This window comes from Bradyrhizobium sp. CW1, from assembly GCF_023100665.1.
GTDB lineage: Bacteria > Pseudomonadota > Alphaproteobacteria > Rhizobiales > Xanthobacteraceae > Bradyrhizobium > Bradyrhizobium canariense_D.
The window spans coordinates 5,710,147-5,731,685 of the sequence record NZ_CP064684.1 but is presented as its reverse complement, the minus strand read 5'-3'; the positions used below and the strand labels follow the sequence as shown (position 1 = coordinate 5,731,685).

Genomic DNA, 21,539 nt, shown 5'->3' with positions numbered 1-21,539 from the left:
AATCTGTGGAATTCAGGGCCGCACGGCCGGCGTTTCCATCGGCAAGCCATGCGCTCGCGACATCAGATAGAGTTCGAGCGCGACCAGCTCGGGCGCGCCGAAATCATAGGCCTGGGCGCGGACACCCGTCATGCAACTGCGTAGCCGGCGCTCCAGCGATCCCAGCGTCTGCCATTCCAGCCGATAAAGCGGATAGCCGGTCGGCTGTCCCTGCGTGATCGGCGCGCCGGCAAGCCGGTTGTTGAAATTGTCGTCGTGGCAATTGGTGCAGGCAAGGTTGAGCTGCCCTTCGCGCTGCATGAAGAGGTCGCGGCCCTGCTCGACGAATGGCTTCAATTGCGGATCGTCGCCGGCCGTGATCGTGATGCCGCGCGATTGATGCGCGACGAAGGCGGACAGGGCCAGCAGGTCGCGGCTTTCGTAGGGGAGCGCCGGTGCTTGTTGATGATTGCTGCGGCACAGATTGATGCGCTGGTCGAGCGTGACGGGCCGCGCCAGCGCCTTGTCGAAGGCCGGATAGCGCGCCGCGACGCCTTTCATGCTGCCGCGTGCATCGCCATGGCAATCCGCACAGGCCTTGTCGGCGCTGCCGGTCTTCTTCGTCCACAACGCCTCGCCGTCGAGCACGAACAGCATGCCGGGATTTGAGGTGTCGTCATCCTGCATCGCGCGGGTGTCGGGCCCCATGAACGAATAGCCGGAGCGGCGCGCGTCCGGCGGAATCTCGCCGGCGAGCAGGGCAGGGGCCGTGGCGAGGAACGCCGCGGCCGATATCGCGCGCCAAAAACTCATTCGACCGTGATCGACGCCGATGCGCTGGACAAATAGCCGTTGTCGCCGATCCATTCGAACTCGAACTTGCCGCTCTCCTTCGCGACCGTGAAGAACGACAGATAGGGATTGGCCGCGATCGCGGGGAAGAGATCGGCGCGAAAAATCTCGGTACCGTTGTAGCGGCACGTGAAGCTCGTGATGATGTCGCGCGGCACCAGCGCGCCGTCCGCCGTATGGCGGAAGCCGGTTTCCATGATGTGCGAGGTCAACGTGCGGATCTCGACGATTTCGCCGCGTCTGGCTTTCGCGGGAACGTTGATGAGCGCGGCCATCAGTTCATCTCCTCGGTGCAGGCGGCCAGCGTCACGACGATTTCCGTCGTGACCTGCCAGAACGTGTCGTCGGAAAGACGCGCGATCGCCACCACCTTCTGGGTATCCGCGAGCCGAATCCGGGTCGAGATCTGGGCGCGGCCGGAGGAGGGGCCGAGATGGAAGTTGCCGATGTTCGGCTGCGGGTTCTTCTCGTTGAAGACGTGGATGCTCTTGACGTAGTCGTCCGCCGTCATCGGGCTCGCGACGCTCACGGTCAGCGGCACCGTGTTGCCGTTCTCGACCAGCGGCGGAATGTCGAGCTTCACCTTGCCGGAGCGTACAGGTGCTTCGCCGACGACGTTGCGGATCGCGGCGGTGAGCATCGCCGGTGTCGCCTCGAGCGGCCGCAGCGTGACGATCGGGAGCGTCCCGGCGACCGTCACGCTTCCAGCAAGGTTCAGGAATTGTCGTCGCGTGGTCGGCATGAACAGTCCTAGTCCCGAAGCGTTGCAAGGAAAGCCACGATGTCCTCGATCTCGGCGGCGGACAAGATCGGTTTGCCGACGAAGTTTCGCCCGACCCGCACGAGGTGATCGGTGCGATAATAGGACGGCATGATGGTCTTCGGGTTGAAGCGCGCCGCATCGACCAGTCGAAGCCGCAACTGGCTCACCGTCCAGCGGTTCCCCGCACCCGAGAGGTCAGGCGCGAGGTCGCCCTGGAACCGGGTCTCCGGGAAGGGGCCGGAATGGCACAGGATGCAGGTCGTCGTGCGCGCGAGCACCAGCGCGCGCCCGCGCGCGGCATCGCCGGGCGCGCCGGTGAGCGATTCCGCGATGCCGTCGCCGGCGACGTTGTAGTGCCGGAGCTCCTCGGCCCCTGCATGGCAGGCGAAGGCGCAACTGGCGGCGATCAGCGCTGCGATATGGACCGATGTTCTAGCCAAAGGTGTCCGCCGTGATGGCTCGAAACCAGCGCTCGGCTTCAGTCGCCTCGCGGGCGCGCAATTCGCGCGGCGCATCGGCCGGGCTGGTCGCTCCGCCCTCGACCTCGGCGAAGATGTCGCCCCTGGGCTGGTAATTGCCCGCGAGTGAAAAGCCGTAGCCGGGTGCGACAATGTTGTAGCACACGCCTGTCAGTCGCGGCGTTTCTGGTGCGCGGCCGGCAAGGAGGTTCACGATCGCGGAAGCGCAGGCCTTGCCCTGTGCGCTTGCCGCGGATGCCGATTTGGGAATGCCCCCGCCGAGGCAGGCATCGCCGATGACGTGGATGTTCGGGACAAGTTTCGATTCGAAGGTAACGGGATCGATCGGGCACCAGCCGGTGGCATCCGCCGCGCCCGCGACCTCAGCGATGCGTCCGGCACGCTGCGGCGGGATGACGTTGGCGACGTCGGGGGTGTAATTGCCGAATTCGGTGACGATGGTCCTGGTCGCAGGATCGACCGAGGTCACGCGGCCGCCTTGCGACAGAGCGATGCGTTCGATCATGTCCCCGTAAAGCTCCTTCCACGCCTTCTCGAACAGCCGCTGCTGGGAGAAAGTGTCCTTGGCATCGAGAATCAAGACCTTTGAGCGCGGCTTCGTCGTTTTCAGGTAATGCGCGATCAGGCTGGCTCGCTCGTAAGGCGCCGGCGGACAGCGCGAGGGATTGGCGGGGATGGCAATGGCGACAGTGCCGCCGTCCGGCATGGCCTCCAGCTGCCCACGCAGCAATAGCGTCTGCGCACCGGCCTTCCAGGCATGCGGCATCTTTTCTGATGTGGCGTCGTCGTAGCCGGGCAGAGCCTCGAAATGGAAGTCGATGCCGGGAGAGAGGACGAGACGATCATAGGGCAGCGCAACGCCATCGGCCGTCACGACGCTGCGCAGCTGCGGCTCGATTGTGGTTACGGCTTGGCTGATCACCGTGACGCCTTCGGCGGCGACCTTGTCATAGCCAAACTGCTGCACGTCGATCTCGCGCAGACCCGCGATCACCTCGTTGCTGAACGGGCAGGAAGTGAAGACGGTACTGGGTTCGATCAGGATGACTTGCAAGTTTGCCTGCGCGCGCTTCAGCGCGCGGGCGCACGCCGCACCACCGAAGCCGCCGCCGACCACGACGACGCGGCCCGCCGATTGCGCGCGCAGGATCGTAGGGGCGGCGAATGATGTGGCCGCAGCGGCGATGCCGAGGACGGCATCCCGCCGTGTCACCGGCGCATTCATGAGTCTTGTCCGGAAAGTGTGCCGCGGCGGCGATTGCGGCCGCCGCGGCGTTTCTCAGGCGAAGGTGATGTTCTGGTCGCGCAGCGGCACCGAACGGATGCGTTTGCCCGTCGCCGCGAAGTACGCATTGAGCACCGCCGGCGCCGCGACGCCGATGGTCGGCTCGCCGACACCGCCCCAGAACCCGCCGCTCGGCACCATCACCGACTCCACCTTCGGCATCTCGTTGATGCGCATCGAATTGTAGGTGTCGAAGTTGGTCTGCTCGATCTTGCCGTCCTTGACGGTGCAGCCGCCGTAGAACAGCGCGGAGAGGCCATAGACGAAGGACCCCGCGATCTGCCGCTCCACCTGGGCCGGATTGACGACGTAGCCGGGATCGGTGGAGGCGACGATGCGATGCACCTTGATCTTGTTGCCGTCGGTCACCGAGATTTCGGCAGCGCCGGCGACATAGCTGCCATAGCCCATCACCTGCGCGATGCCGCGATAGATGCCCTGTGGCGCCGGAGTGCTCCAGCCGATCTTCTCGGCCACGGCATTGAGCACCGCCAGATGCTTGGGGTGATTGCCCATCAGCTTGCGGCGGAATTCGAGCGGGTCCTGGCCTGCGGCCTGGGCCAGCTCGTCCATGAAGCATTCCATGTAGATCGCGTTGTGATTGACGTTGACGCCGCGCCAGAAGCCCGGCGGAACGTGCGGGTTGCGCATCGCATGCTCGACCAGGAGGTTCGGCACGGAGTAACCGAACGCGGCTTCGCCGGACTGGGCGACGCCCTGGAATGCGGCCGGATCCATGCCGTTCTGCAGCGCTTCGGGGCGGAGCGAGAACAGGATCGATTGCCCGGACAGGCGGTAGTGCAGCGCGACCAGATTGTTGTCGGCATCGAACGCGCCGGTCATCTTGCACTGGGTGATCGGGTGATATCTGCCGTGCGCCATGTCCTCTTCGCGCGACCACAACAGCTTGATCGGCGTGCCCGGCATCTCCTTGGCGATCAAGACGGCCTGGCGGACATAGTCGGTCTGGCCGCGCCGGCCGAAGCCGCCGCCCGGCATCACCTTGTGCACGTCGCACTTCTCCGCCGGCAGGCCCGACGCTTCCAACGTGGCCGCGAAGGCTGCCTCGCCATTCTGCGTGCCGCACCAGACCTCGCATTTGTCCGCCGTGTAGAGCGCCGTGGCGTTCATTGGCTCCATGGTGGCGTGGTTCTGGTAGGGATAGCTGTAGACGGCCTCGATTTTTTTGGCGGCACCGGCAATCGCCGCCTTCGCGTCGCCGTTCTTGTTGCCGACATAGGCCGGCTGCCCGTTATCGAGGCCCTCGGTCAGCCATTTCGCGATCGACTCGCTCGAGACCTTGGCGTTGTCGCCCTCGTCCCAGACGATCGGCAGCGCCTCCAGTGCGGTCTTGGCGTGCCACCAGGTGTCGGCAACGACGGCGACCGCGGTGTCGCCGACCTTGACGACCTTCTTGACGCCTTTCATGCCGGTGATCTTGGCTTCGTCATAGCTTTTCAGCTTGCCGCCGAACACCGGGCAATCCTTGATCGCGGCGTTCAGCATGCCCGGCAGCTTGACATCGATGCCGTAGACCATGGTGCCGGTGGTCTTCTCGGCGGTGTCCAGCCGCTTCACGCCCTTGCCGATCAGCTTCCAGTCCTTGGGGTCCTTCAGCTTGACCTCGGCCGGCGGCGTCAGCTTGGCCGCGGCCTCGGCGACCTTGCCGTAGGTCGTGGTCTTGCCGGACGGCGTGTGGGTAATGACGCTGTTGGCGGCCGTGCATTCGGACGCCGGCACTTTCCACGCCTCGGCGGCGGCCTGGATCAGCATCACGCGTGCGGTGGCACCGCCCTTGCGGACATAGTCTTGCGAAGAGCGGATGCCGCGGCTGCCGCCGGTCGAGAAATCGCCCCAGACGCGCTTGCGGGCGACGCTCTGGCCCGGTGTCGGATATTCGGTCGAGACCTTCGACCAGTCGCATTCGAGTTCCTCGGCGACGAGCTGGGCAAGGCCGGTGAGGGAGCCTTGGCCCATTTCGGAGCGGGCGATGCGGATGACGACGGTGTCGTCGGGCCTGACCACGACCCAGGCGCCGATCTCCGGGGAGCCGTCGGCCGCGCGGACCACGGCGGGACCGCCGAAGGGGATATCGAGGCCGATTGCGAGACCTGCGCCGACCGCGGCGGTGCCGATGACGAAGGCACGGCGGTTCATCCTGGGAGAGACATGCTTGTTCATGTGGCGGCTCCTTACGCGCTTGCGATCGTGTGGATCGCTTCGCGCACCTGCTGGAAGGTGCCGCAGCGGCAGATATTGGTGATGGCCTCGTCGATGTCGGCGTCGGTCGGCTTCGGCTTCTCGCTCAGCAGCGCCGCCACCGCCATGATCATGCCGCTCTGGCAATAGCCGCATTGCGGAACGTCCTGGGCAATCCAGGCTTCCTGCACCTTGTGCAGCGCGTTGCCGGAGGCGAGCCCTTCGATGGTCGTGATCTTCTTGCCTGCGGCTTCGCCGACCGAAACCCCGCAGGAGCGGGTGGCGACGCCGTCGATGTGAACGGTGCAGGCGCCGCATTGTGCAATGCCGCAGCCATATTTGGTGCCGGTGAGGCCGGCATTCTCGCGGATCGCCCAGAGCAGGGGCGTATCCGGCTCGACGTCGAGCGTGAAGGTTTTTCCGTTGATTGTTAGGTTTGCCATCGCAGTCCCCTGATTGGCCCAATCCACCGACTGGACTCAGCGGCGCAATGTGTCCGGCAAATTGGAAACGTTCAAATCAATAGTCCGAGGGGTAACCGGCGGGGATTCCTTCCCCGGGCGCCCGCGGCACGGCTTGGAGCGACGTCTACTGGCTTCCGCGCCGACGCCCCCGGAACCGAGAGCGACAGTTTGTCCCTTTTGGCAGGGTGCAAGTCGAGAATGCTCTGCTACAGTGGAATCAGCCAAAAAGGGGTTCCATGAACGTACCGCAGCCTTGCAAAGTCCTGATGCTCTATCCGCTGTTCTCGGCAGAGTCCTTCTGGAGCTTTGGCGAATCCTGCAAAGTGTTGGGTGTGAAGCGGCCCGCGGCCCCTTTGGGGCTGATCACCGTTGCCGCGATGCTGCCCGAGAGCTGGACGGTCCGGCTGATCGATTGCAACACGGAATCCTTCAGCGACGAGGATCTTTCCTGGGCCGACGTCGTCTTCACCGGCGGAATGATGCCGCAGCAGGCCGACACGCTGCGCCTGATCGAAATTTGCCGTGCCGCGGGCAAGCCGGTGGTCGTGGGCGGTCCCGATCCCACCTCGAGCCCCCATATCTATGAGAGGGCCGACTTCCAGGTGCTCGGAGAGGCCGAAAGCGTTCTCCACGAATTCGTCGCGGCCTGGGACAGTGGCGCACGCTCCGGCGTCTTCATTGCGCCGAAATTCCAGGCCGACGTCACCAAGACGCCGGTTCCGCGCTTCGATCTGCTGAAGTTCGAGGACTACCTTTATCTCGGTGTGCAGTATTCCCGCGGCTGCCCGTTCACCTGCGAGTTCTGCGATATCATCGAGCTCTATGGCCGGGTGCCGCGAACCAAGACGAACGAGCAAATGCTGGTCGAGCTCGACAGGCTCTATGCCATGGGCTACCGCGGCCATCTCGACTTCGTCGACGACAATTTCATCGGCAACAAGAAGTCGTTGCGGCTGTTCCTGCCCCAGCTGGCCGAATGGCAACGTGCTCACGGCTATCCCTTTGAATTGTCGACTGAGGCCTCGGTCAATCTGGCCGACGATCCCGAGCTCCTGAACCTGATGGGCCAGGCGAATTTCTTCGCCATCTTCGTCGGTATCGAAAGTCCGGATCCGGCGACGCTGGTCGCCATGCGGAAGAAGCAGAACACGCGGCGCAACATCGCCGAGAGCATCCACAAGATCTACGCCGCGGGCATGCTCGTCACCGCGGGTTTCATCGTCGGCTTCGACAATGAGAAGCTCTCGATGGCGGATGCCATGATCGACTTCATCGAAGAGGCGGCGATCCCGGTCAGCATGGTCGGCCTGCTCTATGCCTTGCCGAACACGCAGCTGACGCGCCGCCTGGAGCGCGAAGGCCGGTTGCATCCGGGCCACGACCTGGCGCCGACCATCGGCGCGGATCAGTGCACCGCCGGGATCAACTTCGATCCGGTGCGTCCATTGCGCGACATTCTGACGGACTACAAGCGCGTGCTGGAGCACATCTACAGCCCGGCCGCCTATGCAAGGCGTATCGACCGACTGATGACGCTGCTCGACCGCTCTCGCCAGCGCCAGGAGCTCGCGGAAGGCGATATCCGTGCCCGGATCGGCGCGATGGAAACGGTGCACAAGGTGGTCACAGCCCTTCCCGAGGCGCGCGGGCCGCTGTGGCAGACCTTCATGAACTGCGCCAAGCGCGACACAACATCGGCGCGGATCGCCGTGCAGATGATCGCTGCCTATGCGCATCTCGGGCCGTTCTCGCGCAAGGTCATCGCTGCCATCGATGAGCGCCTCGCTGCGCTCGACGAGGAGACTGTCATTCCGGCCGCGACAGTCGAGGTGACGGCGGCCCGACATCTGGCTTGACCGTCTACTCCACCGCCAGCCGCAAAAAGCTCATCACGCTGCCGAGTACGGCGAAGCCGGCGCCGAGTGCCAATGCCACGACTGCGCCGTCGTGACCGGCCAGCGAGAAGCAGAGCGCGGCCAGCGCCGCCCCTGTCGTCTGCCCCGTCAGGCGCGCGGTGGCGACGATGCCGGAGGCGCTGCCGCTGCGATGTGGCGGCGCGCTCGACATCACCGCTTTCATGTTCGGCGCCTGGAAGAAGCCGAATCCCATGCCACAGATCACCATCCGCCAGATGATGTCGGGAATCGCAGGATTGGCAGGCAGCATCGCCAGCAGCGCCGTGCCGAGGCCGAGCAGCACGAGCCCGATGCCGCCGAGCAGTCCGACCGCGTGCCGGTCGGAGAGGCGCCCGGCGATCGGCGCCATTATGCCGACCACCAGCGGCCATGGGGTCATGAAGAAGCCGGTCTCGACCTGCGAACGCCCCAGCACGTCCTCGAAATAGAACGGCAGCGAGACGAAGGCGAGGCCCTGCACTGCGAACGAGCACACCGCGGTCGCCGCCGACAGCGCGAACATCGGCCGGCTGAACAGGTCGATCGGCAGCATCGGCGCCGGATGGTCGGCGTGGCGGCGCGTCAGGATGAAGCCGAGCGCGAGGGCAGTGACCAGCTCGATGCCCACGACCATCGGTGAGAGATTGTGCGCGGCACTGCCGATGCCCGTGATGAACAGCCCGAGACAGGCCGACGCCAGGGCCGCGCCGAGAAAATCGAAGCCGTGATCGGCGCGCGGCGTCTTCGGCAGCATCGCAAAGCCGATGCCGATCGCGACCAGGCCGAACGGGATGTTGACGGCGAACAGCCATGGCCACGGGCCGAGCGCGAGGATAGCGGAAGCGATCGAGGGACCAAAGGTGAAGGCGGTCGCGACCACCAGCGCGTTGTGGCCGAAGCCGCGGCCGAGCATCCGGCCGGGATAGACGAAGCGCACCAGCGCCGTGTTGACGCTCATGATGCCGCTCGCACCTAACCCTTGCAGCGTGCGCGCAACCAGCAGGCTCTCCAGCGACCAGGCCACCGCGCAGAACAGCGAGGCGATGGTGAACAGGATCAGGCCGCCGAGATAGATGCGCTGGTGCCCGACGATCTCGCCGAGTGCTCCCAACGGCAGCAACGTCGCCACCAGCGCGATCTGGTAGACGTTGACCACCCAGACCGATTGCTCCGGGCTCACATGCAGGTCGCCGGCAATGGCGGGCAGCGCGATGTTGGCGATCGCGGTGTCGAGCGACGCCATCGCCAGCGCGGTGAAGATCGCGGCAATGGCCCAGCGCCGCTGTGCGGCTGGAAGGCCGTCGGAAATGGTGTGGTCGGGCTCGCGCGCGCCGGCGGGTAACGTGATTGTCATTGCGTTAGCGCGTTGCTCCGGCGGCCGGCTCCAGGGGACTCGGCATGTACTACGGCGCGGCCGCCTTCCACAGGCATATGCTTGCATGCTGTGTATGCGCGAAGGCTGGGCGATGAACCTGCGCGCCGGCGTATGATCGCGCGAACTGCTGCAATGTCAGGGGACCGCCATGCACATCGTCGTTTTGCCCGGTGACGGCATCGGGCCCGAGATCACGGCCGCGACATCAGGCGTGTTGCGCGCGGCCTCCGAACGCTTCCAGCTCAATCTGCAGCTGGAGGAGCACGCGGTCGGGCATGCGAGCCTCAAACAATTTGGCACGACGGTGCGCCCCGAGCTGCTCGACATCGTCCGCGCCGCCGACGGCCTGATCCTCGGGCCGACCGCGACCTTCGACTTCAAGGACGAGGCCCATGGCGAGATCAACCCGTCGCGATATTTTCGCAAGAACCTCGACCTCTACGCCAATGTCAGGCCCGCACGCACCTATGCGGGGCGGTCCGGCCGGGTGGGCGATTTCGACCTCGTCGTGGTGCGCGAAAATACGGAAGGGCTTTACGCCGACCGCAACATGGAGCAGGGCAACGGCGAGATGCTGGTCACATCGGACGTCGTGATCTCGCTGCGCCGGATCACGCGCCTGTGCTGCGAGCGCATCGCGCATGCGGCGTGCCGGCTGGCGATGAAGCGGCGCAAGCATCTCACCATCGTGCACAAGGCCAATGTGCTCAAGCTCGGTGACGGCATGTTCCTCGAGATCTGCCGCGAGGCGGCGAAGGCCTATCCCGGCCTTGAGGTCGACGACATCCTCGTCGACGCCATGATGGCGCATGTGGTGCGCAACCCCGACCGCTTCGACGTCATCGTCGCCACCAACATGTTTGGCGACATCCTGTCCGATCTCACCGCCGAACTCTCCGGCAGCCTCGGTCTCGGCGGCTCGCTCAATGTCGGCGACAGCTTCGCCATGGCGCAGGCCGCGCATGGCTCGGCGCCTGACATAGCCGGACAGGATGTTGCCAATCCAGTCTCGCTGATCCTATCCACGGCCCTGCTGCTCGGATGGCACGGCGAGAATAGCGGCGCGGTGCGCTACGAGGAAGCCGCACGTGCGATCGAGGCGGCGGTGGCAAAAGCGATCGGCGAGGGCAGGGCAACGCGCGATGTCGGCGGAAAGCTCGGCACGATCGCCGCGGGGGGCGGCGATTGCGGAAATCCTGCAGGCCGGGTGAGTGGTTATGCGGGGCCTTGTTTTTTTTAAGGGCTCAAAACAAAAAAGCGCGAAAACAACCCCATGCACAGTAGAAGGCCCCTTGATTAATAAGGGATTTCCGAACCGCGCAGCGGCGGCATTCGCCGCTGCCATGACGTTGACCCGTCGGGCAAAACACTGGCAAAATGCGATCGTGGCGGAGATCGCGGCGTGAATGCATCGGTGGTGGCTGCGGGCAATTTCAGTGAGCTGACCTATGAAGTCTGAGAGGGGTGGCATCAATCTCGCGGCCAAACCAAGCGGAACGGGGTGCGTGGAATGCTCGGCTGCGGGCGGGTGGTGGTTTCACCTTCGCAGATGTGTCGAATGCGGTCACATCGGCTGCTGTGATGCGTCACCAAATCAGCACGCAACGAAACACAGCGCGGCGACAGGTCATCCGATCATCACGAGCTTCGAGCCGGGCGAACGATGGTTTTACGACTATCGCACGGGAGAGGCTTTCGCCGGCCCGAAGCTTCAAGGTCCTCACGCGCATCCGTTGGATCAGCCGGTGCCCGGACCGGACGGCGCGGTGCCTCCGGACTGGCAAACGCTGCTGCATGAGTAAGGCGGTAGGCCGTAGGATGGGTAGAGCACTTGCGAAACCCATCAGGTTCACGTCGTATGCTGTCGATGGGTTTCGCTGCGCTCTACCCATCCTACGAAGTCCAATCGGTTCTAGAACTGATACCTCCGCAACCCCCCATCCACCGGGATCACCGTGCCCGTGATGTAGCGCGCCACGGGTGATGCCAGGAACACCGCGAGCGCGGCGAGGTCTTCCGGCTCGCCCCAATAGCCGACCGGGATCTCTTCTTCCGCGAAGCGCTCGCGATAATCAGGCGCGTAGTTGCGGCGGATCTGTTCGCTCATGATGCGGCCGGGCGGGATGCAGTTGATGGTGATGCCGTGCTCGCCGATCTCGCGCGACAGGCCTTTGGCCCAGGCGTGCACGGCGGCTTTGGCGGCAAACGCGGCGTTGAGGCCTTCCGGCTCGGACTTGCCGGTGATGTTGACGATGCGGCCCCATTTGCGCTCGATCATCTGCGGCAGCAGCGCATGCGCGATGCGGCGGTAGCTGGTGAAATTCAGCGCGATCGCCTCGTCCCATTGGCTGTCAGGCGCATCGACGGGGAGGGGGCGGCTTCCGCCGGCATTGTTGATCAGGATGTCGACATGGCCGAGCTCTTTGAGCGCGAACGCCGAAATCTTCTCGGCCGCGTCCTTGGCCATCACGTCCTGCTCGAATGGCGTGATCAGACCGGAGCCGACTTCCGTTACCAGCTCGGCGAGCAGGTCGGTGCGCCGTGCCACGCCGACGACGCGCACGCCTTCGGCAGCCAAGCCCTTGGCGATGGCACGGCCGATGCCGACGCTCGCTCCGGTGACGACGGCGGTTTTCGATTTGAGCCCGAGATCCATGGTGACACGCCCTCTTGTTCGCTTTTCTGCTTGTCGCTGGGCTGTTCGTTCTTCTGTTCGTTTTCCTGCCCTGTCCCCGTCAGCCTGATTTGCCCGACCGGGAGGAGCAGTGGTAACCAAGAGCCGCGTTGAAGGGAACACGAAAAAGAAAAGGCGCCGAGCGATGGTCTGGGATCCGCAGCAATATCTGAAATTCTCCGGCCACCGGCTCCGGCCCGCCGTCGACCTCTTGATGCGGATCCCGGATTCTGGTCCGCGTGCGATTGCCGATCTCGGCGCCGGCGCCGGCAACGTCACCAAGCTGATCAAGGAGCGTTGGCCGGACGCGACGGTGACCGGTGTCGAGGGTTCGGCCGAGATGGTCGCCGCCGGCCGCAAGGCGGCGCCGGACGTGGAATGGTCACACGAGGATCTCGGCCACTGGCGTCCGACGAAGCAATATGACGTCGTCTACTCCAATGCCGCGCTGCACTGGCTGCCCAATCATGCGGCCCTGTTTCCGTCGATCATGGAGAAGGTGACGCCCGGCGGAATGCTCGCTGTGCAGATGCCGCGCAACTTTCTGGCGCCCTCGCATGTGCTGATCGGCGAGACCGCGCTGAACGGTCCCTGGCGGTCCAAGGTCGAGCATCTCGTCACGCCGCCGCCGGTCGAAGCGCCGGCCTATTATCACGGTCTTCTTGCTCCGATGTCGGCCAATATCGACATCTGGGAGACCGAATATCTGCAGGTGCTGGAAGGCGAGAATCCCGTGAAGGAGTGGACCAAGGGGACCTGGCTGACGCGCTATCTCGACATCTTGCAGGGCGACGAGAAGGCCGCGTTCGAAGCCGCCTATGGGATGCGGGTCGCGAAAGCCTATCCGAAGAACGCCGCGGGACAGACGCTGTTTCCGTTCCGGCGTCTGTTCATGGTCGCCCAGCGCAACGGCTGATCGCACTGCCGCAATGCGACATAAGCGCTCGTTTCCGGGAGCGGCAGCAGGTGCCGGTTGCGCATTCAGCAGCGGCCAAGATAGCTTGAAGGTTGCTTGGCTGCGGCAAATTGGGCTTAGGTCTAGTTGTTCGGGTGGCGGATTGCTGTCAGTACTGAAATCGGAAAACAAAAAAGACCCGGTTTTAGAGGTTGTTGGGAGGTTCGTTCATGCGCAAGCTGCTTCTTGCGGTCGCCGCCGCAGCTGTTCTCGTGGGGCCCGCCGTTGCCGAGGCCCAGAGCCCGATCGTCATCAAATTCAGCCACGTCGTCGCCAACGATACTCCCAAGGGCAAGGGCGCCCTGAAGTTCAAGGAACTTGCGGAGAAGTACACCGACGGCAAGGTCAAGGTCGAAATCTACCCGAACTCCACGCTGTACAAGGACAAGGAGGAGATCGAGGCGCTGCAGCTTGGCTCGGTGCACATGCTCGCCCCCTCGACCGCGAAGTTCGCACCGCTCGGTATCAAGGAGTTCGAGGCGCTCGACCTGCCTTGGTTGTTCAAGGACGATCAAACCTATTCCAACGCGATGAAGGGCACGATCGGCAAGTGGCTGTTCGATAAGCTCGAGACCAAGGGCATCACCGGGCTCGCTTATTGGGACAACGGCTTCCACATGCTCTCCGCCAACCGTGCCCTGATAAAGCCGACCGATTTCCAGGGTCTCAAATTCCGCATCTCCGGATCGAAGGTCGCCGACCAATATCTCCGTATCATGGGTTCGATCCCTCAGATAATGGCGTTTTCCGAAGTCTACCAGGCTTTGCAGACGGGCGTGGTCGACGGCTGCGAGAATACCGCGTCCAATTACCTGACTCAGAAGTTCTACGAGGTGCAGAAGGACATCACGGTGTCCTATCACGCGCACCTGCAATATGCCGTCATCGTCAATTCGAAATTCTGGTCCGGCCTGCCGCCCGATATCCGCGCCCAGCTCGAGAAGGCGATGAACGAGGCGACCGACTACACCAATTCGATCGCGCGTCAGGAAAACGAGGATGCGCTGGCCGAGATCAAGAAGACGGGCAAGACCACGCTGCATTATCTGACTGACGCCGATCGCAAGGCGTGGCAGGAGGCGATGCAGCCGACCTACAAATGGGCAAAGGGGCGGGTCGGGCAGGAGGTGCTCGATCTCCTCGCCAAGGAACTCGACGTCAAGATGAACTGACGCCGGCGCGCTGGAAGAACAACCATGAACGGTCGGGGGTGATCGCACTCCCGGCCGTTGCTCTTGAATGATGAGCCAAGCTGAGGGGACCAAGTTGCTGCGTGCATTGAATCGTGTGCTCGATCATCTCGAGGAATGGCTGATCGCGACGATGATCGCGGCCGCGACATTGCTCATCTTCGTTGCCGTGCTGCACCGATATGGCGCCGGGCTGTCGATCGACATCGCCAAATGGGCGGAGGCGCGCAATCTGTCCTTGCTGGCCGCGCCCGCGCGAGCGGCGTTCGTCTGGCTTGCCGCTCTCGACTTGTCCTGGGCGCAGGAACTCTGCATTTACATGTTCATCTGGATGGCGAAGTTCGGTGCGGCCTACGGGGTGCGCACCGGCATCCATGTAGGCGTCGACGTCCTGGTCAATGTCCTTCCCGGCGGATCGCGCCGCCGCGTCATCACGTTCGGCCTGATGTGCGGCGCCCTTTTCACTGCCATCGTGTGCTATTTCGGGGCCGCGTTCGTCGGCCAGATGTGGCAGACCGGCCAGCAATCCAACGACTTGGAAGCACCGATGTGGCTGGTGTATCTCACCATCCCGCTCGGCTCCGGGCTGATGTGCTTCCGCTTCCTGCAGGTCGCCTGGTCGTTCTATCGCACCGGCGAACTGCCGCATCACGACATGGCAGGCGTCGAGGGCGTCGAAATAGACCCGGTCCATCCGGCCCCGGTCACGCGCAGTCAGGTCGTCCGCGACGAACGCAGCCCGCTCGGCTGGGTCCTGATGTTGTTGCCGGTCCTGATCGTCGCCGTGTGCTTCGCCCATTCGGCGCACGTGATCACGATGCCGCAGGGCCTGCGTGTCGCCGTGGTTTTCGGCCTTCTGCTGTCGTTGATGCTCACGGGCATGCCGATCTCCATCGCGCTCGGCCTGACCGTGCTCAGCTTCATGTTCACGTTGACCGACGTACGGACGGAATCGGTGGCGCTGAAGCTGTTTACCGGCATCGAGAGCTTCGAGATCATGGCGATCCCGTTCTTCATCCTTGCCGGCAACTTCCTGACCCATGGCGGCGTGGCGCGCCGGATGATCACGTTCGCGACTTCGCTGGTCGGCCATTGGTACGGAGGCCTTGCGCTCTCGGGCGTGGTCGCCTGCGCGCTGTTCGCCGCGATTTCCGGCTCGTCGCCGGCCACCGTGGTGGCGATCGGATCGGTGATCCTGCCCGCGATGGTCGCGCAGGGATTTCCCAAGAAGTTCGGGGCGGGCGTGATCACGACCTCCGGCTCGCTGGGAATTCTCATTCCACCGTCGATTCCAATGGTGCTGTTTGCCGTCTCCACCAACACCTCCGTCGGCAAGCTGTTCATCGCCGGCATCGTGCCGGGAATGGTGCTCGCCATGCTGCTTGGCGCCACGACGTTCTACCGGGCCTGGCGTAACGACTATCCGAGGATGCCGAAAGCAACCCTCTACGAACGCTTCGATGCGTTCCGCAAGTCGATCTGGGGTATCCTGCTGATCGTGATCGTGATCGGTGGCATCTACAGCGGCCTGTTCACACCGACCGAAGCTGCCGCCGTCAGCGCGGTGTACGCCTTCATCGTCGCAGTGTTCATCTACAAGGATCTGAAGCTGCGAGACGTGCCGCGGGTGCTGCTGTCGTCGGCAAATCTTTCAGCGATGCTGCTCTACATCATCACCAACGCCGTCTTGTTCTCGTTCCTGATGACTTACGAGAACGTGCCGCAAGCGCTCGCGCAATGGATGATCGACCAGGGCCTCGGCTGGATCGGCTTCCTCCTCGTCGTCAATCTCCTGCTGCTATTAGCCGGCAACGTGATGGAGCCATCCTCGATCATCCTGATCATGGCGCCGATCCTGTTTCCGGTTGCGATCAAGCTCGGCATCGATCCGATCCATTTCGGCATCCTGATGACGGTCAACATGGAGGTCGGGCTGTGCCATCCGCCGGTCGGCCTCAATCTCTACGTGGCCTCAGGCATCGCCAAGATGGGTATCACCGAGCTCACGGTCGCGGTGTGGCCATGGCTGCTGACGATGTTGGGATTCCTGGTGGTCGTGACCTATTGGCCCGGCCTGTCGCTGTGGCTGCCGAGACTGTTGGGCATGTAGCCCGCGAACACGCTGCTTCTCTCCACCTGTGGGCGCGGGGTTACGCATTGCTGCGTCCTCCCGTCATGGCAATCGGCCGCGGGATGCGGTTAGATGCCGCGCAACAGGCGGGGAGGAGATCGAGATGACGGACACGTCCAGCAACGAGCCGAAGGGCGCAACGCCGTGCGTCATCGCGCAGCAAACGGCGAAGCTGAGTGCACTGCCGTTTTCCGACACGCGCGATTTCGACGACGCCGCGCGCGGCTTCCTCGGCACGATCGAGAACGCGGAGATCACCAATCCGCAAGGGCGGACGGTTTGGAGCCTCGAGCCGTACGCCTTTCTCGCCGCCGAGCAGGCGCCGGCCACGGTCAATCCGAGCCTGTGGCGGCAGTCGCGGCTCAACATGCAGCACGGCCTATTCGAGGTGGTGCCCGGAATCTACCAGGTGCGTGGGCTCGACATCGCCAACATGACGCTGATCGAAGGCGACAGCGGCGTCATCGTCATCGACACCCTGACCTCGATCGAGGGGGCGCGCGCCGCGCTCGATCTCTACTACAAGCATCGTGGCCAGCGACCGGTCGCGGCCGTGATCTTCACCCATACCCACACCGACCATTGGGGCGGTGCGCGCGGCGTGCTGGAGGAGGATGCACTCGCGACCGGCCGCGTGCCGATCATCGCGCCGAACTTGTTCATGGAGCATGCCGTCTCCGAGAACATCATCGCGGGACCTGCGATGCTGCGCCGGGCGCAGTACCAGTTCGGGCCTCTCCTCGCCAAGGGCGCGCGCGGGCAGGTCGATTGCGGCCTCGGCAAGTCGATGGCGGCAGGTTCGGTGGCGCTGCTGCGGCCGACCGACCTGATCATGGCGACCGGCGACCGGCGCGTGATCGACGGCGTTGAATTCGAATTCCAGATGGCGCCGAACAGCGAAGCGCCGGCGGAGATGCATTTCTTCATCCCGCGCTACAAGCTGTTGAACCTCGCCGAGAACTGCACCCACAATTTCCACAATCTGCTGCCGTTCCGCGGCGCCGACGTGCGCGACGCGCTGGCCTGGTCGAAATATCTGGGCGAGGCCTTGCAGCTCTGGGATGGCAAGGCGGAGGCGATGTGCGGCCAGCATCACTGGCCGGTGTGGGGACACGAACGCATCGGCACGATGATCCGGCAGCAGCGCGACCTCTACAAATTCGCGCATGACCAGACCATCCGCCTGATGAACCACGGCCTCACCGCGGCCGAGATCGCTGAAACGATCCAGCTGCCCAAGAGCCTGGAGGGCGCCTGGCACGGCCGCGGCTATTACGGCCACATCCGGCACAATGTGAAGGCGATCTATCAAAAATATCTGGGCTGGTACGACGCCAATCCGGTCAATCTCGATCCTTTGCCCCCGGTTGAGTCGGGCAAGAAATACGTCGAGTACATGGGCGGCGCCGACGCCATCCTCGCGCGGGCGCGTGTCGATTTCGACAAGGGCGAATTCCGCTTCGTGGCGCAGGCGCTCGGCCATCTCGTCTTTGCCCAGCCGGACAACGCGGCGGCGCGTGCATTGCTTGCGGATACGCTGGAGCAGCTCGGCTACGCTGCTGAAAGCGCGACCTGGCGCAATGCCTATCTGTTCGGCGCGCAGGAATTGCGCCAGGGCATGCCGAAGGTGCCGGCGCGCCCGCCGATGCCGCGCGAGACGCTGGCGGCGCTGCGCACCTCACAGCTCTGGGACGTGCTCGGCATCCGCCTGAACGGACCAAAGGCGGAAGGAAAGCACATCGTGCTGAACTGGAGCTTCTCCGACACCGGCGAAACCTTCGTGCTCAATCTGGAGAACTGCGCGCTGACTTACACAGAGGGCATGCAGGCGCACAATGCCGATGCCAGCTTCACGCTGGCGCGGTCGACGCTCGACGAGGTGATCGCAAAACTGACCAGCTTCCCGGAGGCCGTGGCCGCCGGCAAGGTCAAATTCGCCGGCAACCCGATGCGCCTCGCCGAGCTGATGGGCCTGATGGACGAATTCCCGCGCATGTTCGAGATCGTCGAGCCGAAGCGGGCCGTGGTGAGGTAGGGCAGCCGTCACCGCGTTCCTACTGTCATCATCCGGCTTGACCGGACGATCCAGTACTCCGCGGCGGGAGTTGCGTGAGCAAACTGCTGCCGCGGCGTACTGGATGCCCCGCCTACGCGGGGCATGACAGTGGCTACTCCGCGCTGCTCACCAGCTTGATCCGCGGCGCCTGTTCCTCGCCGAGGCTGCGATAGGCCGCGAGATAATCCAGCGCCATGCGACGCGCCGTGAAACGCGTCTCGAACTGCTTGCGAATGACGGAGCGGTCGAGTTGCTGCAGGCGGCCGACGACGCCGGCCGCGCTGAGGACGTCCTCGACGACGAAGCCGGTGAGGCCCTCGTCGATGATCTCCGGCACTGAGCCGCGGTTGAAGGCGATGACCGGCGTTCCGCAAGCCATGGCCTCGATCATCACCAGGCCAAACGGCTCCGGCCAGTCGATCGGGAGCAATAAGCCCAGCGCGCCGCTCAAAAAGTCCGACTTCTCGTGATCGCTGATCTCGCCGATGAATTCCACCAGCGGATTGTTCTCGATCATCGGCCGGATCAGCTCGTCATAGTAATCCTGGTCGGCACGATCAACCTTGGCGGCGATCTTGAGCGGAATGCCACAATGCGTCGCGATCTTGATGGCGCGGTCGACGCCCTTTTCCGGTGCGATGCGGCCAAGCACGGCGAGGTATTCCTGTTTCGCCGGCTTCGGCGTCAGCAGGTTCTCCGGCAGGCCGTGGTGGATCGTCCTCACCCAGTTCGCCTGCGGCACCGGCCGGCGCTGCGCGTTCGAGATCGAGATGACGGGGACCTTCGAGAAGGTGTTGAAGACCGGTTGATGCTCCGGCAGGTCGAGCCGGCCGTGCAGCGTGGTCAGGAACGGTGTCGGCTGCCGGTAGAACAGCGACCACGGATAATAATCGAGATGGAAGTGGAGGAAGTCGAACTCCTCGTCGTCACATTTCTGCCGCACCCGCTCCAGCATCACCATGTGCAGCGCATTGGGATCGCGCACGGAACCGTCGAGGCGGAGCGCCCGGGGCCATAACGCGTCCAGCTTCGCCGAGGTCTGCGAATCGCCGCTGGCGAACAGCGTTACGTCGTGCCCAAGGGCCACCAGCTCTTCCGTCAACCAATGCACCACCCGCTCGGTGCCGCCATACAGCTTGGGTGGAACAGCCTCCGTCAACGGAGCTACCTGCGCGATGCGCATCTCACCATCTCCTCTGTGCGATCATGATTGTAGAAAGCCCCCGCCTGTTCTGCACCGGCACGCCAGACAAGGGAACGTTCCCGCACTTGCGAAGTTCCTCCTTCCGAACGTTACTTATTCGACACGTCGGACGCCTGTCGCGATGCTGCCATCACATCTTCGCAGAACGCCCGCATCCGCATGTCGTGATGGCGTTGCCCGGGAACCGAGGCGAAGTGGTCGATGTTCAGTCGGCTAACAACAAAAGTTTGAATCATCACGACGGGGTCAATAGTCACATGGATCATCTTTCTGGGTATGCGCACCGGCCGTTTGCCTTTGTTTTGCGCTATCTTCGGCGTCGGCTCGCGTCGCATCTCGTGATCCTGACCGCTGTGGTGGCGGCCGTTGCCTGCTCAGTAGGCACTCAGTATGGCGTCAAATCCCTGGTCGACAGCTTGTCGGCCGGCGCTTCGCATGGTGGGAGCGTATGGCTGGCATTCATTTTCCTCATGACGTTGATCGCCGCCGATAATTTCCTTTGGCGGATCGCGAGCTGGACCGCCAGCTTCACCTTCGTCCGTGTCACGGGTGATTTACGCCGTGACATATTTCGTCATCTGACCGGCCACGCGCCGAGCTACTTCTCCGACCGGATGCCCGGCATGCTGACGAGCCGCATCACGGCGACGTCCAATGCGGTGTTCACGGTCGAAAACATGTTCGTCTGGAATGTGTTGCCGCCGTGCATCGCAACAGTTGCGGCCATCGCGCTGATTGGAACCGTCAGCCCTTACATGGCACTCGGCCTGATGGTGATTGCCGGCGGCATGGTGCTTGCGATGTTCCGCCTTGCGGCCGCAGGGAAACCGCTGCATGACGACTTCGCCGACAAAGCCGCCGTCGTCGACGGCGAGATGATCGACGTCATCAGCAACATGCCGCTGGTGCGCGCCTTCTGCGGCATCGGGCACGAGCATGAGCGGTTCGACGCGACCGTGAACCGGGAGCTCACCGCGCGCGGCCGCAGCCTGCGCTATCTGGAGAAGCTGCGGCTTATCCATGCCGGCGTCACAGTCGTGCTCACGATCGCCCTGATGGCATGGGCGATCATGCTCTGGCAGGATGGCAGGGCAACGACCGGCGACGTCGTGCTGGTCTGCACCCTCGGTCTCTCCATACTGAACGCGACGCGCGATCTCGCGGTGGCGCTGGTCGACGTCACCCAGCACGTTGCGCGGCTGACCGAGGCGATCGCCACATTGCTGGTGCCGCATGAATTGCGCGACCACCCCGAGGCCGAGCCGCTGGTGAAGAGCGGCGCCGCGATCGCGTTCAACAATGTCACCTTCGGCTATCCCGGCGGCGAAAAGATCTTCGAGCGCTTCAGCCTGCGGCTGCAACCCGGCCAGCGGGTCGGCCTGGTCGGCCAGTCCGGCGGCGGCAAGTCGACGCTGTTCACGCTGCTCCAGCGCTTCTACGATACCGACGAGGGAAGTATCACCATCGACGGCCAGGACATTTCCAAGGTGACGCAGCTGAGCCTGCGCGAGGCCATCTCGGTCGTGCCGCAGGACATTTCCTTGTTCCACCGCTCGATTCGCGAGAATATCCGCTATGGTCGCCCGAACGCGACCGACGACGAGGTGCTGCGCGCAGCCATTGCGGCGCGCTGCGATTTCGTCGAGAGTCTGCCTGGTGGTCTCGACACCATGGTCGGCGACCGCGGCGTCAAGATGTCCGGCGGCCAGCGCCAGCGCATCGCAATCGCGCGCGCCTTCCTGAAGGACGCGCCGATCCTGCTGCTGGACGAGGCGACCGCCGCGCTCGACAGCGAATCCGAGGAGGCGATCCGCGAGGCGTTGTCGCGGCTGATGCGCGGCCGGACGGTCATCGCGATCGCGCATCGCCTCGCGACCCTGCGCAATTTCGATCGCGTGGTCGTGTTGAGGGGTGGTAAGATCATCGAGGACGGGTCGCCCGAGCGTCTGATGCAGGGCCACGGGCCCTATCGTGAGCTGGTCACGCAGGAAATGAGCCGGCTCGCCCAAGCCGCCGCGTAAACCAATAGTCGCGTTCG

The 21,539-nt window shown here is 64.0% G+C and carries 18 protein-coding genes and 2 pseudogenes; 9 read left to right on the top strand and 11 right to left on the bottom strand.

Annotated features, from left to right (window positions below):
• Positions 1-12: 12 nt before the first annotated feature.
• Genes soxA through IVB54_RS27925 form a run of 7 tightly spaced genes read right to left on the bottom strand, consistent with a single transcriptional unit; the run spans position 13 to position 6,000 of the window.
• A complete protein-coding gene (gene soxA, locus IVB54_RS27955; RefSeq protein WP_018457159.1) occupies positions 13-792 on the bottom strand; it encodes a sulfur oxidation c-type cytochrome SoxA in 780 nt (259 codons plus the stop codon).
• Positions 789-1,106 (bottom strand): thiosulfate oxidation carrier complex protein SoxZ, encoded by a 318-nt coding sequence (soxZ, locus tag IVB54_RS27950; RefSeq protein WP_018457158.1) that lies wholly within the window; start codon positions 1,104-1,106, stop codon positions 789-791. The genes soxA and soxZ overlap by 4 nt, the downstream gene beginning before the upstream one ends.
• Positions 1,106-1,573, bottom strand: coding sequence for a SoxY-related AACIE arm protein (locus IVB54_RS27945; protein WP_026233314.1), 468 nt, complete (start codon positions 1,571-1,573; stop codon positions 1,106-1,108). Before IVB54_RS27945 ends, soxZ begins: the two co-directional genes overlap by 1 nt.
• Before the next feature lie 8 nt (positions 1,574-1,581).
• Positions 1,582-2,034: a sulfur oxidation c-type cytochrome SoxX gene (soxX, locus tag IVB54_RS27940; RefSeq protein ID WP_085362234.1), complete on the bottom strand. Its 453-nt coding sequence runs from the start codon at positions 2,032-2,034 to the stop codon at positions 1,582-1,584.
• Positions 2,027-3,298, bottom strand: a complete 1,272-nt coding sequence (locus IVB54_RS27935; protein ID WP_018457155.1) for an NAD(P)/FAD-dependent oxidoreductase — start codon at positions 3,296-3,298, stop codon at positions 2,027-2,029. The genes soxX and IVB54_RS27935 overlap by 8 nt, the downstream gene beginning before the upstream one ends.
• A 54-nt stretch (positions 3,299-3,352) precedes the next feature.
• Entirely contained in the window at positions 3,353-5,539 is a 2,187-nt protein-coding gene (locus IVB54_RS27930; protein ID WP_085352085.1) for a molybdopterin cofactor-binding domain-containing protein, read from the bottom strand.
• Between the two features lie 11 nt (positions 5,540-5,550).
• Positions 5,551-6,000 carry a (2Fe-2S)-binding protein gene (locus IVB54_RS27925; protein WP_007594050.1) on the bottom strand — a complete coding sequence of 150 codons (450 nt, stop codon included), beginning with the start codon at positions 5,998-6,000 and terminating at the stop codon, positions 5,551-5,553.
• Positions 6,001-6,257: 257 nt separating this feature from the next.
• On the opposite strand from IVB54_RS27925, the gene IVB54_RS27920 reads away from it, so the two are divergent.
• Entirely contained in the window at positions 6,258-7,877 is a 1,620-nt protein-coding gene (locus tag IVB54_RS27920) for a B12-binding domain-containing radical SAM protein (protein ID WP_018457153.1), read from the top strand.
• Positions 7,878-7,881: 4 nt separating this feature from the next.
• Here IVB54_RS27920 and IVB54_RS27915 read toward each other — a convergent pair whose 3' ends face one another.
• The gene (locus IVB54_RS27915; protein ID WP_018457152.1) at positions 7,882-9,270 is read right to left on the bottom strand and encodes an MFS transporter; all 1,389 of its coding nucleotides are present in this window, start codon (positions 9,268-9,270) and stop codon (positions 7,882-7,884) included.
• 169 nt (positions 9,271-9,439) lie between these two features.
• Here IVB54_RS27915 and IVB54_RS27910 point away from each other — a divergent pair.
• Positions 9,440-10,502, top strand: a pseudogene (locus IVB54_RS27910) (isocitrate/isopropylmalate family dehydrogenase).
• A gap of 237 nt (positions 10,503-10,739) precedes the next feature.
• Positions 10,740-11,093 carry a UBP-type zinc finger domain-containing protein gene (locus IVB54_RS27905; RefSeq protein ID WP_081747934.1) on the top strand — a complete coding sequence of 118 codons (354 nt, stop codon included), beginning with the start codon at positions 10,740-10,742 and terminating at the stop codon, positions 11,091-11,093.
• A gap of 110 nt (positions 11,094-11,203) precedes the next feature.
• On the opposite strand, the gene IVB54_RS27900 is transcribed toward IVB54_RS27905, so the two are convergent.
• Entirely contained in the window at positions 11,204-11,947 is a 744-nt protein-coding gene (locus IVB54_RS27900; RefSeq protein WP_085352088.1) for an SDR family oxidoreductase, read from the bottom strand.
• A gap of 163 nt (positions 11,948-12,110) precedes the next feature.
• Here IVB54_RS27900 and IVB54_RS27895 point away from each other — a divergent pair, with 163 nt between their 5' ends.
• The 5 genes and pseudogenes from IVB54_RS27895 (at position 12,111) to IVB54_RS27875 (ending at position 18,276) form a co-directional block, all read left to right on the top strand.
• The gene (locus IVB54_RS27895; protein ID WP_018457149.1) at positions 12,111-12,881 is read left to right on the top strand and encodes a methyltransferase domain-containing protein; all 771 of its coding nucleotides are present in this window, start codon (positions 12,111-12,113) and stop codon (positions 12,879-12,881) included.
• A 209-nt stretch (positions 12,882-13,090) separates the two neighbouring features.
• Positions 13,091-14,092 (top strand): DctP family TRAP transporter solute-binding subunit, encoded by a 1,002-nt coding sequence (locus IVB54_RS27890; protein ID WP_018457148.1) that lies wholly within the window; start codon positions 13,091-13,093, stop codon positions 14,090-14,092.
• Positions 14,093-14,159: 67 nt separating this feature from the next.
• Positions 14,160-14,720: pseudogene (locus IVB54_RS41720) on the top strand (TRAP transporter small permease); the annotation flags it as partial.
• 219 nt (positions 14,721-14,939) lie between these two features.
• Positions 14,940-16,220 (top strand): TRAP transporter large permease subunit, encoded by a 1,281-nt coding sequence (locus tag IVB54_RS41715; RefSeq protein WP_240543406.1) that lies wholly within the window; start codon positions 14,940-14,942, stop codon positions 16,218-16,220.
• Between the two features lie 124 nt (positions 16,221-16,344).
• Positions 16,345-18,276, top strand: coding sequence for an alkyl sulfatase dimerization domain-containing protein (locus tag IVB54_RS27875; RefSeq protein ID WP_018457146.1), 1,932 nt, complete (start codon positions 16,345-16,347; stop codon positions 18,274-18,276).
• A gap of 133 nt (positions 18,277-18,409) precedes the next feature.
• On the opposite strand, the gene IVB54_RS27870 is transcribed toward IVB54_RS27875, so the two are convergent.
• Positions 18,410-19,480: a glycosyltransferase family 4 protein gene (locus tag IVB54_RS27870; RefSeq protein WP_018457145.1), complete on the bottom strand. Its 1,071-nt coding sequence runs from the start codon at positions 19,478-19,480 to the stop codon at positions 18,410-18,412.
• 110 nt (positions 19,481-19,590) lie between these two features.
• The gene (locus IVB54_RS27865; RefSeq protein ID WP_018457144.1) at positions 19,591-19,836 is read right to left on the bottom strand and encodes a hypothetical protein; all 246 of its coding nucleotides are present in this window, start codon (positions 19,834-19,836) and stop codon (positions 19,591-19,593) included.
• On the opposite strand from IVB54_RS27865, the gene IVB54_RS27860 reads away from it, so the two are divergent.
• On the top strand, positions 19,759-21,522 hold the full coding sequence (locus IVB54_RS27860) for an ABC transporter ATP-binding protein (RefSeq protein ID WP_026233312.1): 1,764 nt from the start codon (positions 19,759-19,761) through the stop codon (positions 21,520-21,522). The genes IVB54_RS27865 and IVB54_RS27860 overlap by 78 nt on opposite strands.
• Positions 21,523-21,539 lie beyond the last annotated feature (17 nt).

Bases quoted from the DNA above. Each gene is read 5' to 3' on its own strand.
- soxA (WP_018457159.1), bottom strand. From the start codon at position 792: ATGAGTTTTTGGCGCGCGATATCGGCCGCGGCGTTCCTCGCCACGGCC.
- soxZ (WP_018457158.1), bottom strand. From the start codon at position 1,106: ATGGCCGCGCTCATCAACGTTCCCGCGAAAGCCAGACGCGGCGAAATC.
- IVB54_RS27945 (WP_026233314.1), bottom strand. From the start codon at position 1,573: ATGCCGACCACGCGACGACAATTCCTGAACCTTGCTGGAAGCGTGACG.
- IVB54_RS27935 (WP_018457155.1), bottom strand. From the start codon at position 3,298: ATGAATGCGCCGGTGACACGGCGGGATGCCGTCCTCGGCATCGCCGCT.
- IVB54_RS27930 (WP_085352085.1), bottom strand. From the start codon at position 5,539: ATGAACAAGCATGTCTCTCCCAGGATGAACCGCCGTGCCTTCGTCATC.
- IVB54_RS27925 (WP_007594050.1), bottom strand. From the start codon at position 6,000: ATGGCAAACCTAACAATCAACGGAAAAACCTTCACGCTCGACGTCGAG.
- IVB54_RS27920 (WP_018457153.1), top strand. From the start codon at position 6,258: ATGAACGTACCGCAGCCTTGCAAAGTCCTGATGCTCTATCCGCTGTTC.
- IVB54_RS27915 (WP_018457152.1), bottom strand. From the start codon at position 9,270: ATGACAATCACGTTACCCGCCGGCGCGCGCGAGCCCGACCACACCATT.
- IVB54_RS27905 (WP_081747934.1), top strand. From the start codon at position 10,740: ATGAAGTCTGAGAGGGGTGGCATCAATCTCGCGGCCAAACCAAGCGGA.
- IVB54_RS27900 (WP_085352088.1), bottom strand. From the start codon at position 11,947: ATGGATCTCGGGCTCAAATCGAAAACCGCCGTCGTCACCGGAGCGAGC.
- IVB54_RS27895 (WP_018457149.1), top strand. From the start codon at position 12,111: ATGGTCTGGGATCCGCAGCAATATCTGAAATTCTCCGGCCACCGGCTC.
- IVB54_RS27890 (WP_018457148.1), top strand. From the start codon at position 13,091: ATGCGCAAGCTGCTTCTTGCGGTCGCCGCCGCAGCTGTTCTCGTGGGG.
- IVB54_RS27875 (WP_018457146.1), top strand. From the start codon at position 16,345: ATGACGGACACGTCCAGCAACGAGCCGAAGGGCGCAACGCCGTGCGTC.
- IVB54_RS27870 (WP_018457145.1), bottom strand. From the start codon at position 19,480: ATGCGCATCGCGCAGGTAGCTCCGTTGACGGAGGCTGTTCCACCCAAG.
- IVB54_RS27860 (WP_026233312.1), top strand. From the start codon at position 19,759: ATGGATCATCTTTCTGGGTATGCGCACCGGCCGTTTGCCTTTGTTTTG.
- IVB54_RS27865 (WP_018457144.1), bottom strand. From the start codon at position 19,836: ATGCGACGCGAGCCGACGCCGAAGATAGCGCAAAACAAAGGCAAACGG.